General features: G+C 55.0%; 17 protein-coding genes and 1 pseudogene. 3 read left to right on the top strand and 15 right to left on the bottom strand.

Annotation, left to right across the window (positions count from 1 at the left end; all coding sequences use genetic code 11):
* The 14 genes from ACR3EM_RS19350 to ACR3EM_RS19285 form a co-directional block, all read right to left on the bottom strand.
* Positions 1–1,059: a YeeE/YedE family protein gene (locus ACR3EM_RS19350; RefSeq protein ID WP_480472262.1), complete on the bottom strand. Its 1,059-nt coding sequence runs from the start codon at positions 1,057–1,059 to the stop codon at positions 1–3.
* 52 nt (positions 1,060–1,111) lie between these two features.
* Complete coding sequence (gene hemA / locus ACR3EM_RS19345; protein WP_480472261.1) at positions 1,112–2,335, bottom strand: 5-aminolevulinate synthase; 1,224 nt, start codon at positions 2,333–2,335, stop codon at positions 1,112–1,114.
* Position 2,336: 1 nt separating this feature from the next.
* Positions 2,337–2,771 (bottom strand): DUF302 domain-containing protein, encoded by a 435-nt coding sequence (locus ACR3EM_RS19340; RefSeq protein ID WP_480472260.1) that lies wholly within the window; start codon positions 2,769–2,771, stop codon positions 2,337–2,339.
* A gap of 80 nt (positions 2,772–2,851) precedes the next feature.
* Complete coding sequence (locus ACR3EM_RS19335; protein WP_480472259.1) at positions 2,852–4,114, bottom strand: FCSD flavin-binding domain-containing protein; 1,263 nt, start codon at positions 4,112–4,114, stop codon at positions 2,852–2,854.
* A gap of 24 nt (positions 4,115–4,138) precedes the next feature.
* A complete protein-coding gene (locus ACR3EM_RS19330) occupies positions 4,139–4,846 on the bottom strand; it encodes a c-type cytochrome (protein WP_480472258.1) in 708 nt (235 codons plus the stop codon).
* A gap of 2 nt (positions 4,847–4,848) precedes the next feature.
* Positions 4,849–6,174, bottom strand: coding sequence for a c-type cytochrome (locus tag ACR3EM_RS19325; RefSeq protein ID WP_480472257.1), 1,326 nt, complete (start codon positions 6,172–6,174; stop codon positions 4,849–4,851).
* Positions 6,158–7,420, bottom strand: a complete 1,263-nt coding sequence (gene soxC, locus ACR3EM_RS19320) for a sulfite dehydrogenase (RefSeq protein WP_480472256.1) — start codon at positions 7,418–7,420, stop codon at positions 6,158–6,160. Before soxC ends, ACR3EM_RS19325 begins: the two co-directional genes overlap by 17 nt.
* Before the next feature lie 24 nt (positions 7,421–7,444).
* On the bottom strand, positions 7,445–9,142 hold the full coding sequence (gene soxB / locus ACR3EM_RS19315) for a thiosulfohydrolase SoxB (RefSeq protein ID WP_480472255.1): 1,698 nt from the start codon (positions 9,140–9,142) through the stop codon (positions 7,445–7,447).
* An 87-nt stretch (positions 9,143–9,229) separates the two neighbouring features.
* The gene (gene soxA / locus ACR3EM_RS19310) at positions 9,230–10,075 is read right to left on the bottom strand and encodes a sulfur oxidation c-type cytochrome SoxA (RefSeq protein ID WP_480472254.1); all 846 of its coding nucleotides are present in this window, start codon (positions 10,073–10,075) and stop codon (positions 9,230–9,232) included.
* A gap of 70 nt (positions 10,076–10,145) precedes the next feature.
* On the bottom strand, positions 10,146–10,475 hold the full coding sequence (gene soxZ, locus ACR3EM_RS19305) for a thiosulfate oxidation carrier complex protein SoxZ (protein WP_480472253.1): 330 nt from the start codon (positions 10,473–10,475) through the stop codon (positions 10,146–10,148).
* Positions 10,476–10,509: 34 nt separating this feature from the next.
* Positions 10,510–10,926 carry a thiosulfate oxidation carrier protein SoxY gene (gene soxY, locus ACR3EM_RS19300; RefSeq protein WP_480472252.1) on the bottom strand — a complete coding sequence of 139 codons (417 nt, stop codon included), beginning with the start codon at positions 10,924–10,926 and terminating at the stop codon, positions 10,510–10,512.
* Between the two features lie 46 nt (positions 10,927–10,972).
* A complete protein-coding gene (gene soxX / locus ACR3EM_RS19295) occupies positions 10,973–11,449 on the bottom strand; it encodes a sulfur oxidation c-type cytochrome SoxX (RefSeq protein ID WP_480472251.1) in 477 nt (158 codons plus the stop codon).
* 131 nt (positions 11,450–11,580) lie between these two features.
* Positions 11,581–12,159: a thioredoxin family protein gene (locus tag ACR3EM_RS19290; protein WP_480472250.1), complete on the bottom strand. Its 579-nt coding sequence runs from the start codon at positions 12,157–12,159 to the stop codon at positions 11,581–11,583.
* A 14-nt stretch (positions 12,160–12,173) separates the two neighbouring features.
* The gene (locus tag ACR3EM_RS19285; RefSeq protein ID WP_480472249.1) at positions 12,174–12,914 is read right to left on the bottom strand and encodes a cytochrome c biogenesis CcdA family protein; all 741 of its coding nucleotides are present in this window, start codon (positions 12,912–12,914) and stop codon (positions 12,174–12,176) included.
* Between the two features lie 149 nt (positions 12,915–13,063).
* Here ACR3EM_RS19285 and ACR3EM_RS19280 point away from each other — a divergent pair, with 149 nt between their 5' ends.
* The 3 genes from ACR3EM_RS19280 (at position 13,064) to ACR3EM_RS19270 (ending at position 14,881) form a co-directional block, all read left to right on the top strand.
* Positions 13,064–13,369 carry a hypothetical protein gene (locus ACR3EM_RS19280; RefSeq protein WP_480472248.1) on the top strand — a complete coding sequence of 102 codons (306 nt, stop codon included), beginning with the start codon at positions 13,064–13,066 and terminating at the stop codon, positions 13,367–13,369.
* A gap of 100 nt (positions 13,370–13,469) precedes the next feature.
* Entirely contained in the window at positions 13,470–13,778 is a 309-nt protein-coding gene (locus ACR3EM_RS19275) for an ArsR/SmtB family transcription factor (RefSeq protein ID WP_170543314.1), read from the top strand.
* Positions 13,779–13,819: 41 nt separating this feature from the next.
* Positions 13,820–14,881: a YeeE/YedE family protein gene (locus ACR3EM_RS19270; protein WP_480472247.1), complete on the top strand. Its 1,062-nt coding sequence runs from the start codon at positions 13,820–13,822 to the stop codon at positions 14,879–14,881.
* A 192-nt stretch (positions 14,882–15,073) separates the two neighbouring features.
* Here the strand turns inward: ACR3EM_RS19270 and ACR3EM_RS19265 are convergent.
* Positions 15,074–15,388, bottom strand: a pseudogene (locus tag ACR3EM_RS19265) (transposase); the annotation flags it as partial.
* Positions 15,389–15,732 lie beyond the last annotated feature (344 nt).

Below are 15,732 nucleotides of genomic sequence, written 5' to 3'. Positions count from 1 at the left end.
TCAGGAACGTTGCGGAACAGGCATTCGCATCAATAACCTATGCGTGCAGATCGCCCCGACCCACATGAAAAAAACGGCAAGCCATGCGGTCAATGACAGGGCGGACCCTCCTGAAAGCCCGGCACCTACGGCACAACCTCCTGCCAGCATCGCACCGAACCCCATGAGGACAGCTCCAACGAGGTAGCGTTCCATCGGAGTATCCGGACCAAACCGTTCGACCCTCCACTCCCCTGCAACCAAGGCCGAGCCTGCTGCACCAACTGCGACACCCGGAACAAGGCCGATACCGAAGGACAACACGACGTTTCGCTCGGCAACCAACGCCATAAGCGTATCCGTGGCCGGCCCGGTAAACGTGACTGACGACACAGGCACAACTTCAAAAGATGCTTGCGCGATGGCAAATGTCATCATCCAGCCCAGCGCCACAGCCACGCCAACTCCTGCGGCTGTTACGATCCTTGCAAGCGTGACCTTCCGGTGGAATGCAAATGCAATTGCCAACACCAATCCCAAGGCTGCGACGGCTGTATACGTCGCTGGCGAAAAACCAAGTATTTCCGAAAGATCGCGCGGCGCGCCTCCTGAGACGGTCCAGATACCGGACAGCAACTCGCGCGCAGGACTGAGAATGCCCGTGTAAGCTGCCTGAGCCACCAAGGTTAAAACCAATCCTGTCACGAGCGCGCGCAGATTACCGCAAGAGGCCAGTACCAAAAGGCGAGATGCACATCCGCGCGCCAGAACCATACCAACGCCGAACATCGACCCACCAATTATTGCACCGCTAAGGCTGCCCGTCGACGCGATGGCACGTGTCCCGGAAAGGTCCAGCCATTCAAGCCAGACAAGCGCCTGCACTAAGGTGAGCGCCGCAGTAAAAGCGATCAGCCAAACCGCAAGACGAGGACCAAACTCGCCTTCGGCGACTTCGACGGTCGATGCTCGTAAACAAAAGTGAGACTTCTGAGCAGTCACGCCGAACAAGACACCGACGAGCACTCCGGCAAATGCCAAGGCGCCAGGGTCTCCCAACAGATCGATGAGCCTCTCCATGAACAGAAACCCTCACTTCGTCGCGTGTGAATCCTTGTCTTCGGTCAAGTTGTCATTGCGCGGCCATTGGCCTGCGCGCCAATTGGCATTGCGTCCACAACTCAGCCAATGCAGATATCAGACGATCCACGTCTTCGGTGGAATGCACCGGCGATGGTGTAATCCGCAGACGTTCCGTTCCCTTGGGGACGGTTGGATAGTTGATTGGCTGGATATAAATCCCGTAGTCACGCATCAATACATCAGAGATGAAGCGACACTTGACCGGATCGCCGACCATGACCGGAATGATGTGACTTGGGTTCGGCGTATACGGAATACCCAGATCGTCCAGCCTGTCTCGAACTTCGCGCACGCGCTGCTGGTGTAGATGTCGTTCCGCATTGCTTTGTTTCAGGTGCCGAACCGAAGCCGTTGCGCCTGCAGCCACGGCCGGAGGCAATGCGGTGGTAAAGATAAACCCATTAGCAAAGGACCGGACAAAATCGACAAGCTCTTTCGACGCCGCGATGTATCCACCGACTACGCCGAACGCTTTGCCCAATGTTCCCTCGATGACGGTTAGCCGATCCATCAGGCCTTCGCGTTCCGCAATGCCACCGCCGCGCGGTCCATAAAGCCCGACGGCGTGAACCTCATCCAAATAGGTCATCGCACCATAGCGGTCCGCCAGATCACAGATCTCGGCAATTGGTGCGATATCGCCATCCATGGAATAGACGCTTTCGAACGCAATGAGCTTAGGGGCATTGGCAGGCAGTTCAGCAAGGTGTCTTTCAAGATCCGCCACATCGTTGTGTTTCCAAATCCGCTTTTGACAACGACTGTGGCGAATACCCTCAATCATCGAGGCATGGTTCAGCTCGTCAGACAGAACAGTGATGCCGGGAATGAGGGATGTCAAAGTGCCTAATGCGGCCCAGTTCGACACGTAACCTGACGTAAACAGCAATGCCGCCTCTTTGCGGTGCAAGTCAGCGAGCTCTTGTTCCAGCAAAACATGCGCGTGAGTGGTTCCTGAGATATTCCGCGTTCCACCTGCCCCAGCACCATTTTCATCAATCGCCTTGTGCATTGCCGCAAGAACACTGGGGTGCTGGCCCATACCGAGATAATCGTTCGAACACCAAACAGTGACGTTTTCGGGGCCGTTTTCCGCGTAGCTGCGTGCGGTTGGAAATGCACCACGCTGTCGTTCGAGATCAGCAAAAATCCGGTAGTTCCCGTCTTCTTTCAACTGCTCCAATTGGTCTCTAAAATACTGTTGGTAGTTCATTTCAGTTCCCAACAGCCTCTTCCACGATCCCGGACAACAGGGACTGGACCTTTTGCATCGGCCCGTCAGGGTAGCTTCGGTATCCCACCATCACGCCACTTTCATTTTCGGCTACAAAAATCCCGTAGGGGCAGAAGCCGATATTCATCGGGTCGGCTTCCATCACCTCGCGCGAGATTTTCGCCGAGCAGAAAATGAAGATGTCTGCGGCGGCGAATATCTGTTTATCGCTACCGACATCAGCGCCTGTTCGATTCAGCATTTCGCCAACATGGCTCACATAGTCGATGACCAACCCCTGCCCCACAATCGCGGACTCGACGGCGAATGTTGCATCATCAAAACTGCCATCAAACGGGGTGGTGATGACCTCTTCCGCAAATGTCTGGCTCGCAAGAACAGCTGAAAACGTGGCCGCAGCGATAAAGTGTTTCATGGTTTTAGTCCTCCTCCTGAACCGCATTTTCTCAGATCGCTCATCGGGGGTTTTGACACCGGCCAAAGCCCCCGAATGCCTTAACCGAACATGTCTGAGGTGATACCGGCGTACCAACCCAGCGACTCTTCGTAAGTTGCTTTCCTCAGGTCGGCATCTTCGCCCGTTTGGCTGATAAAGCCGTCCACTTTGGCGATCTTTTCTGGTGTTGCCTCGTAGGTTGCACCAACCTTCACGCCATCATCGGTATCAATGAGAGACCAGCACGTGTTGGAGAATTTGGCCGGGAACACTTTGGAACCGGTCAACGCACCTCGCACGGCATTCGCACAGACCTTTGCCTGACTGTTGGCCGAGAAACCGGATTTCGGCATGTCACCCTGCTGGCTGGCGTCACCAAGAACGTAAATATCCGGATCGGCCTTGGAGGACATATCCGCGGCGTTCACGGGTGCCCAGTTGCCATCGGTCACGCCTGCCATTTCCGCGATGCGTCCGGCTTTCATCGCTGGGATCACGTTGCAGACATCGACCTTTGTTTCTTCGCCGTCGATGGTCACCGTCATTGCGTCCGGGTTTACGGATACATTGCCGCCGCCGAAATCCTCGCCGATCCAGTCAACCATTCCTTCGTAGTGGTTGGCCCAACCCTCTTGGAACAACGACATCTTGGAAAACTTCGGTTTCGGGTCAGCAACGATGATCTTCGCTGTCGGGTTGTTCGCTTTCAGAACATGCGCAACCATTGAAACCCGCTCATACGGTCCGGGTGGGCAACGGTACGGGTTCGGAGGGGCGACCATCGCAACGGTACCACCCTCGGGCATTGCCATGATCTGCGCTTTCAGAAGCTCGGTCTGAGAACCAGCCTTGTACGCATGCGGCATCTTGTTCTGCGCCGAGACATCCCAGCCCGCGACCGCGCCATCCACAAAGTCGATACCCGGGCTCAGGATCAGCTTGTCATACGGAACGGATCCGCCGCCGGCCAGGGACACAGTCTTGGCATCGCGATCCACACCTGTGGCCCAATCATGGACAACGTTGATGCCGTAGTTCGCGGCAAGTGTGCCATAACTGTGGGCGATGTCCGATAGCTCTTGAAACCCTCCAAGATACAGGTTTGAGAAGAAACAGGTGTAGTAGGTCCGCGACGGCTCAATCAGCGTCACGTCGATCTCACCCTTGCTGTCCTTTGCAATATAACGAGCGGCAGTTGCGCCGCCCGCACCGCCGCCGACTACAACGACTCGTGGTTTGCCTTGAGCCAACACCATCGGTGCCGATAGCCCGGCCGCCACTACGCCGGCAGCTCCGAGAAATACTCGTCTGTTGAGTGTCATCGCGTTTCCTCCCGTTGGGCAATGTTAGTTTGGATTATTGAAGTAGGCGGCCAAAGCTGCGATCTCGTCATTGCTCAGCCGTCCTGCGATCATTTGCATGACCGGATGTGGCCGCTGTTTTTCTTTGTAAGCGTGCATCGCGACGACAAAGTCCTCGTCCGGCCAATACACGATCGAAGGAATACCCTCATCGTTACCTTCGATCTGGTGGCATGTTGTACATTCGCTGCTGAGATATGCGCCGTACTCAGGATCTCCTTGAATCGCCAGGATCGCGGGGTCGACAGAATGGTCCGTGCCCTTCGCCGTTGGATCCGCTTCGGGGATGTCCTGAGGATTGTCGGAGAATCCACGTAGATAGGCGATCACATTTGCCCTGTCTTCTGGATCTTTCAGGCCACGAAAACTCATTCTCGTGCCTGACGCAAAGGCGCGTGGGTTTTCGATATAGGCCGAAAGAGTATCCGCATGCCATTCCAGACCTGAGTTTCCCGCACGCACGAGACTCTTGGAATAGTTGAAGCCATCCAGACCTGCTGCCTTGCGCCCAAAAACCCCATTCAGATGCGGCCCGATTTTGTTTTCAGCCTCTTGCCCAACCTGATGACAGCCTTTGCATTGGGCGAACACTGCTTTCCCCGCCTCAGCATCGCCAAGGTCTTCTGCCGCGTAGGTCGATGAGGCAATAGCCCCAAAGAACACGGCACAAACCAGTGCGTTCGCCCAACGCATCGTCAACTTCCAAACGTCTTCAGATAGAGGATCAAAGCTTCGACATCGCCTTGTTTCTTAAGGCCTGCAAAAGACATCCGAGTGCCTTTCATGTATTCCTTGGGTTTCGTGAGGAAGGCGGTCATTTCTTCATCGGTCCAGACGAGCCCTGCCTCGGCAGCGGCCTTCATCGCTTTGGAATATTTGAACCCCTCGACCGATCCGGCATTGGCTCCGATCACCCCATTCAGCGCAGGCCCGGTGCTGTGCTTTGCACCGTCTCCGACCTGATGACAGGACTTGCACTTCTTGAAGACTTTCTCTCCAGCGGCAACCAGTTCTGCCGCCCCGTCGACCTCAGCGGCTTCCTGAACTGCTGGTGTTGCGGCGGCCTCTTCTTCCGGCTTTGGCGCAGCTACGGGAATGAACGTGGGCCCTTCTGCCGTAAATGTCGGCAACTCATCCGGATTGGCATCATTCATGACCGAGTTCGAACCACCCTCCGGCGGGGTTTCAACCAGAAAGACAGAGCGCATCGTAACGGCGGTTTCTGCTTTGCAGTTCTCCATGCAAGGTTCTTCGCTCCATTCGGCGTACTCGGTCTCGGGTCGAACATCGACGACAAAGCCGTCCATGTTGTACATCTCGAAATCGGCGAAGTTTTCGTTGTTCAGCTCGAAATCGTCATCCACCAAATCATTGGAATAGAGGATGTATGCGACAATTGCGTAGGTCTCATCCGGTGTCAGTGTGCCCGCTTCACCAAAGGGCATTGAGCGGGAGATGTAATCCCATGCGGTCGACAAATGCGGCCAATAAGATCCGACGGTTTTTACAGGATCGTCGTCCGCAAGCGTATCGAACCCACCGGCCAGAACAGGCCAGTTGTCGGCACCTTCGGCAAATTCGCCGTGGCACGACGCGCAGCGGTCGACAAACACCTCTTCACCGGTCCAGACGTCGCCTGATCCAACGGGTAGGCCACGCCCATCAGGCAAGACGTCAACGTCCCAGGCCATGATCTCTTCTTCCAGTGCGAGCCGCCCAAGCCCAAAGGTACCGTCACGGTCGGGCACGGGCGCGGTCAGGTTCATACCATTCGCTGCCCGTTCTGCCGCCGCAGCCTGTATTTCTTCAACCTTAAGCTCTAACTCGGCTGCTCGATTGGCTTCTGCCTGCGCTTTTTCCTGGGCCGTTGCTGCGTGCGCTTCGACCTGGCCAATCCGGGTTTCCAAAGTTTCTATCTTCGCCTGGCCGTAGTTTCGGTTCGCGAAAGCCACAGCTGCCGCAAGCACCAACGCCGTGCCGCCAAATACGGGCAGGAAAACATGACTAAGAGATTTCGACATTCTCAGCGATCCCTTCTGCGCTTACGTACCAAGTCTGGATACAGTTGTTGTGATAGACCGCGTTTTCTCCGCGTTTTTCGCGCAGCTGGTCTTTGGTTGGCTGCACGTAGCCGGTCTCGTCTATCGCTCGGGCCTGCAAAAGCATTGGTGCTCCGTCCCAGTTCGTATCGAGATAGAAACGCGTCAAAGCCTTGCTGTCGCCCTGTTTGCCAAGGCGCGCGGTCTCCCAGGTGATCCCACCGTCCTTGGACACATCGACCCGTGTAATTTGCCCGTGGCCTGACCAGGCAAGTCCGGAAATGACCAGCGGGCCCGGCCTGTGTTTGATCGGCATTTGCGGGCTGGGTGAGGTGATGACGGATTTTGCATCCATCACCCAAGTCCATTTCTGGGCTGTGCCATCGGCGTAAACATCGGTGTATTTTGATGTTTCTTCCCGGCTTTCGACGGCCATATCGACAACTTCGATGCGGCGCAGCCATTTGACCCACATGTTGCCTTCCCAACCCGGAACAACCAGTCGCACGGGGTATCCATGCTCCATCCGCAGCGCTTCGCCATTTGCCTTGAAAGCCACCAACACGTCATCCAGCGCTTTTTCCATCGGGATGGAGCGGCCATTGGATGAGGCATCAGCGCCTTCAACATAGACCCATTTGTCTGGTGAGATATCGGCGCCTGCTTCCTGCAATAGCGTCCGCAGCGGAACGCCGGTGTATTCCATGTTGTGAATCATGCCGTGGGTAAATTGGACGCCATTGAGTTGCGCACCCGCCCACTCCATACCGGTATTCGCCGCACATTCGCAGAAATACACGTGGTTTTCGCGCGGGAACCGCTCAATGTCGTCGTAAGTAAACACAAGCGGGCGATCGACCAGCCCGTTGATCATCAGGCGATAATCCTCTTTGCGCAGTTCAATCGCGCCTGAATGGTGACGTTCAAAGGCGCACCCTTGCGGAGTGATCGTGCCATCGAGCGCGTGGATCGGTGTGAAGTTGATCGACGAAATCGGAGAGGCGGTCAGCCATTCCACGTTGCGACGAACGACATGGGATTCGAAGCTGATTGGCATACCGTAAGGTGACTCATCGACACCGGCACCCGTGTAAGAAGCCCAATCCTGAAGCTCTGTTATCAGCGGGTCGGGCGTGTCCGCCACTGCTGCCCCTGCAACGGATCCTGCGGCGACCGCAGCGCTGCCTCTCAGGAAGGCCCGGCGGGACGGTTTGAACGCGTCATCCATATCTCTTAGGTCTCCATCTGTTTCTTAAGCGCCGACAACATCGACACTGGTGTTCTCTTGCACCGTGACGGTGCCAAGGTTGCGAATGTGGTTTTCGACGACATCCCAGATCGGCGGACCCTCAGTGCCTTCGTTGACACTAGCCCAACCAGCCACGACGTAGGTTTTCGATGGATCAATCGCTTCACCTGTCTTGAGCAGGGTCATTTCGCTGATCCGTTGCCCTTGTGGCTTGGTCACATCGATGCGGTAGCCAAGCCCACCGACGCGAACCATATCGCCGCCCTGTTGGTAGTAGGGATCGGGATTGAACAGGTTGTCACCGACATCCTCGAGGATCACATGGATGAATTCGCCTGTCATTTCTGTGCGGTAGGCATTGGGATACGACATCGATGTGACGTTCCAGATGTCCTCGCGCGTAATCTCCTGTCCCGGCAGGATTGAGGGTCCCCAACGGACGCCGGGCGACATCGCGATATCCGCTTCGCGTTCGCTGAGCAGCGCATCGCAAATCAGGTCATCCCAGGTGCCGTTAAAGTTGCCGCGGCGGTAGAGCAACGAGTCCGTTTTGCCGATCACCTCGCCCAGCGCGGTTTCATATGGCGCGCGCTGTTCGTCGATCAGAGCAGTGATCGCTGGATCGGGCGCAATGACGTCAGAGAAGATCGGGATCAGCTTGTGCTTCAGCCCCATCATCTGCCCGTCCCTCACGTCGAGATCCACACGGCTGACGAATTTTCCGTTCGAGCCAGACGCGATGATATGCGTTTTACCCACCAGAACCGGCTCGGGCAGCGCATCATGAGTGTGGCCGCTGAGGATCACGTCGATCCCTTGCACCCGGCCTGCCATCTTCTTGTCCACGTCAAAGCCGTTGTGGCTGAGGACAACAACGACATCAGCACCGGCATCGCGAACCTCGTCCACCATTGCCTGCATGTTCTCATCCCGGATACCGAATGAATATTCTGGGAACATCCAGCCCGGGTTCGCGATTGGCATGTAAGGGAATGCCTGGCCGATCACGGCGACCTTTGCACCGCCCCGATCAAAGAACTTGTAGGGCTGGAACAATTCTGCAGGTTCATCCCACTCGGCATCAAAGATGTTCTGACCCAAGGCCGCAAAGGGCAAACCTTCGACGATTTCGTTAACCCTGTCGCTGCCCAACGTGAACTCCCAATGGAAGGTCATAGCATCGGGTTTCAGCGCGTTGATGACATTGACCATGTCCTGACCGGCCGTCTGATAGCAGGTATAGGAACCATGCCACGTATCGCCACCGTCCAATAGAAGGGCATCGGGACGGTCCACTCGAATTGCGTTTATGACCGTTGAGACCCGGTCCAATCCACCGACCCGACCATAAGCCTTCGCCAGTGCCGAGAAATCATTGTAGGTCAGTGCATATGCCGACGGGCTTCCATCTTCGATGCCATAGGCCTTGCGGAAAGCGGCGCCAGTAACATGCGGCATCTGACCCTGCGCATCGCCAATCCCAAGATTGATCTCGGGTTCACGGAAGTAAATCGGCTTGAGTTGCGCGTGAATATCGGTGACATGGATCAGGCTGATGTTACCAAAGGTCTCAAAATCCAGTAGTTGATCCTGTGTCAGGCTTTGCTGCGCAGCAAGTCTGGCCCATTTGCCAAACCCGGACGCCCCGTACAAAGCCGATGCAGCCATTGAAACCTGCAAGAAGTCACGTCGAGAAATCATCTATCAGCTTTCCTATGACACATATAAATGTGTGAATGTTATTCGTATGAAAAACCCGCGCCGGGCATCGCCCACGCGGGTCGTTCGTTACTGACGTACTGCAGGAGTTTCGACTGAAAGCCCGTTGCCACGCGAGGCAACATAGAGCTCCAGCGCACGGAACTCGTCCGACCCTTCAGCAAAGGTTTCCGCCCGCGTATCGCGAATACAACCGCGGAAACGATTGTGGCGCGAGATCAGCTTGGCCTGCTTCAAACGGTAAGTCGGGAACCCATTGATCATACCCTGGCTCAGGTGATCCGCTCGGATCATATTGCCCCAATTGTCTTCGTGACAGTTGGCACAGCTCAGCTCTAGCTGACCGTAGCGAGTATAATACATTTCCTTGCCCTGCTCCCAAAACGGTGCGGCATCGCCATCAATAGCAACATCCATAGGCATCCCGCGTGACTGCAGACCGATCAAGGCGACCATACCCTGCATGTCTCCGCCAGACCATTTCCAGGCATCGGCCTCCATGCGATCCGTACGGCACTTGTTGATCAGATCTTCCATGACCACCAGCTTGCCGCTTTCGGCATCAACCTTTGGCATGGACGCCTGCAATCCTTTGAAGCTTTCCACCCCATTATGGCACGAGGCACAGCTTTCCCCAGCGGCACCATCAACCGTCTCAAAGAGATCGGCAGCCTGATCGACGAAGATCATCGCCGGATTGTCGAAATCATCAATTTGAAGCGCCTGGGTTTCATCTGTCCTGAAATGCCAGCCCGAGTAGATCGTATCGAAGTTCTCGACATGCGCTGGCGCCTCGGTGATCGAGGTCATGTCCAGCTCGTCATTGATTACTAGATTGTCGTCATCCGGTCCGGCCATTGCTGCCACTGGGAAAACCAGAACTGCCGCGATCGCCGTTAGTGCCTTGGTATTCATTGCGTTCCTCCCTTGGTGGACCAGCGCCAGAATTCACAACCAGCGCTGACCTTCCTTAGTGGTCGAGCCGTCAGGCGATCTCGATCATTTTTTTCTCGTCGTAGACCGAGCCGTCATCATCGTACCAAGTGAAAACGAACTCGCCGGCTTCAGGCACAGTTGCTTCAAACTGAAAGTACGGATTGGTCGAAATCGCCGGCTCCATAGTCACATCAACCACCATTTCTCCGTTAAACTCGCAGGTGAAACGGTTGATAATCGAACGCGGAATAACGTTGCCTGCTTTATCCTTACGCTGGCCGCTTTCCATCTTGTGGCTGATCAGAGTCTTGATCGTTATGGTTTCACCAGCAGCGGCTGTCTTTGGAACCTTGACGCGGGGTTTTACACCGGATGCCATTGGTTAGTCTCCTGTTCTTCAGGGCGCGTGGCGATCAGCCGCCGCAGCCGCCGATTGTCACTTTTACGGTCGCGGACGCTTTGGCAAAGCTGCCATCTGCCATCTTCGCCACGGCAATGACATCTTGCGTTCCGGCAAGACGGATGCGGGTTGAAGCGGCTTGTTCAGCAGCCAGCGGGCCGAAATTGAACGTTGCAACACCCGGCTCGGGGTTGCCTGCGGCCACGATGAGAATTGCAGCAGCACCCGGAGCGTTAACCTCGATTGGTACGGTGTTCCCGTTTTCTGCGATTTCCGGTGCTGTCAGCGTAACGCCGCCGTCAGCCACATCTGCCCCGCCTGTAAATGCGGCGATTGCATCTTCAGCGGCCGCATTTGCGCGTAACGGCAAAATTGTCAGGAACGCGGCGCCCAGCCCAAGGGCCAGAGTCTCGCGGCGAGAGAGTTCCATTTTCAATCTCCTTTGAATCTTCGAGAATTCACGCCAGAAAGCGCGATCATTCTTCTTTCAAGGTCGCAAGAAACGCGACCACGTCCTCGATTTCCTGTGCTGTCAGGATCGACATCAACGGCGCGCTTGGCGCTTTGCCGGTGTAGGCATCGCCCGGGCGGATATAGCCGTCATCCTTGTAGAACGCCGGCATTACCGTGCCTTCGAACGTCATCTTTGCGTTTGCGACCAATCCGCGAAGCTCTGCTTCGGTCCAACGATCACCGGCACCGTCCAGTATCGGTCCAACTTCGCCATGGAACGGAATGTCGGCCAAGGCCGAGACCGCGTGGCACGCCACGCAATTGCCTTTTGACTTGTCGCCAACGATAAGCGCGCCATTTGCCGCGTCACCTGTAACGCCGGTCAAAGAGATCTCGATAGCGCCATAGTCATCATAGGTTACGTTTTTCGGCTCTGTATCTGCCGCATATGCGGCAACTCCCGTCATTGCGCAGACCGATATTAAGAGTCTCAGCTTCATGATCCCTCCCATTTGCTAACGCGCCGACGGCGCCTTGCGACCCAAAGCCTTTGTGTACCGTAGTCGACGAGTACCGCCTGTCGCAACATTAAATTCATTATAATGAATTTTTTTATTTATAACAGTAGCGCTCAATCTTGCGAAACATTGTTTCGCTCTTGAATGCGACGCGCGTGATACCGCTGAAAATCTTCACCATTATCAAGTTCGTATCGTTTCTCATCGACCCAGGTGAAAAGATCTAAGGTTGTTCCCTTGGCGAACGCTCCGGGCATTACAGCGACCGCGGCATCGATGGCTGTGGCACCCTCGGGCACCTCTTCTGGCAGGAATACAAGCGTTGGAGTAAACAGAATCCCCCATTTGCGCATCAGCGCTCTTTGCTCGTTCTCTTCCCCGTCAAAGTCGGTGGCCGTAGTGCTTCCATGCAAATCCAGTTGGACGACAAAGAAATTCTCTTCGAGAAACGCCTCCAGGTCAGGCTGGGGGAACACCTCTTCGTGCATCTTTTTACAATAAATGCAGCCCTGCTGTTCAATGAATAGTACCAACCGTTTACCCTCGCTTGAGGCCTCTTCAAGATCCTCGCGGAGGTCTTTGAACGTGTCGCGCATCCACGGTGTCTTATGCAATCCGTCGTCGCCCAGCTCAGCGGCGGAAACTACCCCGCCTATCAGGCAAGCGATTAAAACTGACAAAGCTCGTTTCATGTCTTCCTCCCGAATTAACCAATGGCTGCAAGCCATGGCATGTGGTCGAGCATCCATTGTGCAATGTGATTGATGGAGTTGGTTGCGATGAGGGCGCCGAAAAGTATCAGAAAACCACCCATGGCCTTTTCGATGAGGGGCAAGTGCTTCCTGAACCGCGCCATCCACTGCATGAAGGGGCGAACCAGAAAGGCCGCTAAAACAAACGGTGCAGTCATTCCAACCCCGTATACGAACAGAAGCATCGCACCACGCCAGGCTGTTTCGGTTCCGGCCGCCGTAAACAGGATCGCGGCAAGGACCGGCCCAACACAGGGTGTCCAACCAAAAGCAAATGCCAATCCAAGGACATAGGCCCCAATCAGACTTACGTTTGATGTTTCGCCGACGTCTGCACGAAATTGGCGATACAGGAACCCGATACGAACGAAGCCCAGGAAATGCAGACCCATCGCAATGATGATCGCCGCTGCGATCCAACGCAGGATGTCGAAATAATCTCGTACCAGCTGTCCAAATATCGAAGCCGTCGCCCCAAGCGCCATGAAGATCGTTATGATCCCCGCTGCAAATGCGATTGCAGAAAGCGTCGCCCTGCGTCGAACATCAGCGGAGATAGACGAACCCGCAGATATCTGCTCCATCCCAACCCCTGCGAGATAACTCAGATAGAACGGCACAATCGGCAGAATGCAGGGCGACAGAAAGGATAGCAGTCCTGCGACCAAAGCTCCTGCAAATGTAATGTCGAGCATGGTCAAACCTGTCCTGACGCGCTATCATTCACACATTCAAAATAGTAAAGATATATTGCTACAGTCAATCGGAGCTTGAGATGCGCCACCTATTTCTGCTTGTGCTTGCGAGTTTTTTGCTTGTTTGCCCCGGGATTTCACGGGCAGAAATGGCGCTTCTGATGGCAGAAGAAGAAGGGTGTATGTGGTGTGCCCGATGGGACGCCGAAATTTCAGAGATCTACCCCAAGACACCCGAAGGAAATGCCGCTCCGCTTCAGCGCGTCGATATTCATGAGGCCCTACCTGATGGCATAGCGTTGGAGCGATCTCTCTACTTCACACCAACCTTTGTTCTGCTGGACAACGGTCAAGAAGTCGGCCGGATCGAAGGCTATCCCGGTGAAGACTTTTTCTGGGGTTTGCTGGGCGTTTTGCTGCGTGACGCAGGGGCGCCGCTTGAGACCTCTGGATAAATTGGGGCAGATTACATAAACTGTTTTGAATGCGTGAAGCCAAGAAAGCGAGGCGATCTTGTTGGACAAATCTTCGAAACTGCCTGTGTTCTCCAAGGACATGTGCGCCGAAGACATGGACAGAATGATGGAGAATGCTCAGACGGCGTCAAGTTTCCTCAAGGCAATCAGCCACGAGGGGCGCCTGATGATTTTGTGTTATCTGTCGTCAGGGGAAAAATCTGTCACGCAGATGGAAGAAATGCTCTCGGCACGTCAGGCTGCCGTGTCTCAACAACTATCCCGCTTGCGCTTTGAAGGCTTAGTGAAAACGCGGCGTGAGGGGAAAACGATTTACTACAGATTGGCTGATGATCGATCGACGCAAATTCTGGAAGTCGTTTACGATCTTTTCTGCAGGGAGAAGTAGAAGCCGTTCAGAAAACCGCCAGCTTTGGGAGGAGACTGGCAATGTTCGAAGCATTGGGAGACGCAAATACCGTTGCTCTGATCGGTTTGATTGGTGGCATCGTATTGGGGCTGGCTGCGCGCATCGGCCGTTTTTGCACGTTGGGTGCAATTGAAGACTACCTTTACGCAGATGATGACCGACGGCTGCGCATGTGGGCTATTGCAATCGGTGTTGCGATTGTCGGCAGCCATGCAGCCATAGGGTTGGGATGGCTTGATCCTGTCGGAACAAGGTACCTTGCGCAGACCTGGAACCCACTCGGTTCGATCGTGGGTGGCCTTATGTTCGGTTACGGAATGGCCATCAGCGGAAACTGCGGCTATGGCGCGCTGGCACGGCTGGGAGGTGGCGACCTTAGATCATTTGTCATCGTTTTGATCATGGGTCTGTCTGCTTACGTCGTGATGTCCGGGCCGCTCGCATATCTGCGGGTTTGGGCCTTTCCAGTGGAAATGGACCTGCGTGACCCGCAGAGCATTAGCTTCCTGACCGAGCGGCTGACCTCTATTCCAGCTTGGCTCATCGGCGCTGTCATCGGCATCGCTTTGGTGATCTTTGCTTTGGCGAACCAGCGCTTCCGCCGTACACCGGCGCAAGTATTTTGGGGATCTGTCGTCGGACTAGCGATCGTCTCAGGCTGGCTTGGTACGAATTGGGTTGCGACAAACGGTTTCGACGGTGAGCCGGTGCAAACCCATACCTTCGCTGCACCCCTTGGTGACACGATGCTCTACCTTATGACAGCGTCTGGAAACACGTTGTCCTTTGCGGTCGGATCAGTTTCTGGCGTTCTCATTGGCGCATTCTGGGGGTCGTGGTCTAAAGGCCATTTCCGATGGGAAGCTTGCGAAGATCCGCGTGAGCTCAAGCGGCAAATGCTAGGCGCGGCGATTATGGGTCCAGGAGCGATCATCGCGGTTGGGTGCAGCGTCGGGCAAGGCATATCTGCCTTCTCACTTCTGGCCTACAGCGCACCCGTAACATTCGCCGCAATATTTGCAGGCGCAGCGCTTGGATTGAGGCAACTCGTGTCTGGACTGTCGTTCATAACTGAGCGTTGAGTTAAAGGTTCAATTCAGAGTGGATCCGGGTTCGCACCAGCGCAGCATACGTGCGACCTGAAAAAAATAAAATGGTTCAATTGCTGTAGTATTGGCAGTTCTACAACAAATGTGAGTGTGCTTATAAAGCTGCAACTTCGAGAGTGACTACATTCAAAACTTTACGGAGTCCTCGCCAGTAGTCTTGTGCTTTTGGCTACGCCGTTTGTAGCAGCGTTTGTCGTATTGAACGGTTGCTTTTCGTTGTTTCCGACCAGGGATGCAGGCTCGTATCCCTTTGTCTTTCAACGCCTTACTGTACCAGCCGACGTCGTAGCCCCGATCTCCGAGCAGCCATTCCACATTCGGCAAGCTGCTGAGCATGGCCCGTGCACCGATGTAGTCACTGACCTGTCCGGCAGTGACGAACAAGTTGAGTGGACGCCACTGGCTGTCGCAGACCGCGTACAATTTGGTGTTCATGCCGCCCTTGGTTCGACCAATCTTTCGGCCACGCCCCCCTTTTTTGAAGGGCTTTGTCAGGTTGTTCATCTTTTGCCGAAGAGCATGTCCTGAGCGATAATCATGCGATCACTTCGGATGTATACTCTTGCCAAATATTGAAAGCATCGGCGCGGGCGTAGCGTTAAGATCTGACGGAATAGCGGTGAAATTTTTTTGGGCGGAGCAGAGCAGTGGTTTGCTCATAGGCTAAGAGAAATCGTGCCCTGATTGGGAGACCTGTAGTGCCTCATGATCTTCTCTCGTCGGCAGGCGTACCAGTGCGAGGTTTCAGTTCGATTATTCAGGCCCTTTTTCCTGATGGCGATCCCAACCTTGGCTGTGGCATCCTGATTTTCATGCGCATCTTT

The sequence above is a fragment of the Ruegeria sp. AH3 genome (genome assembly GCF_056536265.1).
This window is presented reverse-complemented; position numbering and strand designations above follow the sequence as displayed.

Coding starts and splice junctions, on each gene's coding strand:
- ACR3EM_RS19350 (WP_480472262.1), bottom strand. CDS start 1,059: ATGGAGAGGCTCATCGATCTGTTGGGAGACCCTGGCGCCTTGGCATTT.
- ACR3EM_RS19275 (WP_170543314.1), top strand. CDS start 13,470: ATGTGCGCCGAAGACATGGACAGAATGATGGAGAATGCTCAGACGGCG.
- soxZ (WP_480472253.1), bottom strand. CDS start 10,475: ATGGCATCCGGTGTAAAACCCCGCGTCAAGGTTCCAAAGACAGCCGCT.
- ACR3EM_RS19270 (WP_480472247.1), top strand. CDS start 13,820: ATGTTCGAAGCATTGGGAGACGCAAATACCGTTGCTCTGATCGGTTTG.
- soxY (WP_480472252.1), bottom strand. CDS start 10,926: ATGGAACTCTCTCGCCGCGAGACTCTGGCCCTTGGGCTGGGCGCCGCG.
- ACR3EM_RS19330 (WP_480472258.1), bottom strand. CDS start 4,846: ATGCGTTGGGCGAACGCACTGGTTTGTGCCGTGTTCTTTGGGGCTATT.
- hemA (WP_480472261.1), bottom strand. CDS start 2,335: ATGAACTACCAACAGTATTTTAGAGACCAATTGGAGCAGTTGAAAGAA.
- ACR3EM_RS19280 (WP_480472248.1), top strand. CDS start 13,064: ATGGCGCTTCTGATGGCAGAAGAAGAAGGGTGTATGTGGTGTGCCCGA.
- soxB (WP_480472255.1), bottom strand. CDS start 9,142: ATGATTTCTCGACGTGACTTCTTGCAGGTTTCAATGGCTGCATCGGCT.
- ACR3EM_RS19325 (WP_480472257.1), bottom strand. CDS start 6,174: ATGTCGAAATCTCTTAGTCATGTTTTCCTGCCCGTATTTGGCGGCACG.
- ACR3EM_RS19285 (WP_480472249.1), bottom strand. CDS start 12,914: ATGCTCGACATTACATTTGCAGGAGCTTTGGTCGCAGGACTGCTATCC.
- ACR3EM_RS19340 (WP_480472260.1), bottom strand. CDS start 2,771: ATGAAACACTTTATCGCTGCGGCCACGTTTTCAGCTGTTCTTGCGAGC.
- ACR3EM_RS19290 (WP_480472250.1), bottom strand. CDS start 12,159: ATGAAACGAGCTTTGTCAGTTTTAATCGCTTGCCTGATAGGCGGGGTA.
- soxC (WP_480472256.1), bottom strand. CDS start 7,420: ATGGATGACGCGTTCAAACCGTCCCGCCGGGCCTTCCTGAGAGGCAGC.
- soxX (WP_480472251.1), bottom strand. CDS start 11,449: ATGAAGCTGAGACTCTTAATATCGGTCTGCGCAATGACGGGAGTTGCC.
- soxA (WP_480472254.1), bottom strand. CDS start 10,075: ATGAATACCAAGGCACTAACGGCGATCGCGGCAGTTCTGGTTTTCCCA.
- ACR3EM_RS19335 (WP_480472259.1), bottom strand. CDS start 4,114: ATGACACTCAACAGACGAGTATTTCTCGGAGCTGCCGGCGTAGTGGCG.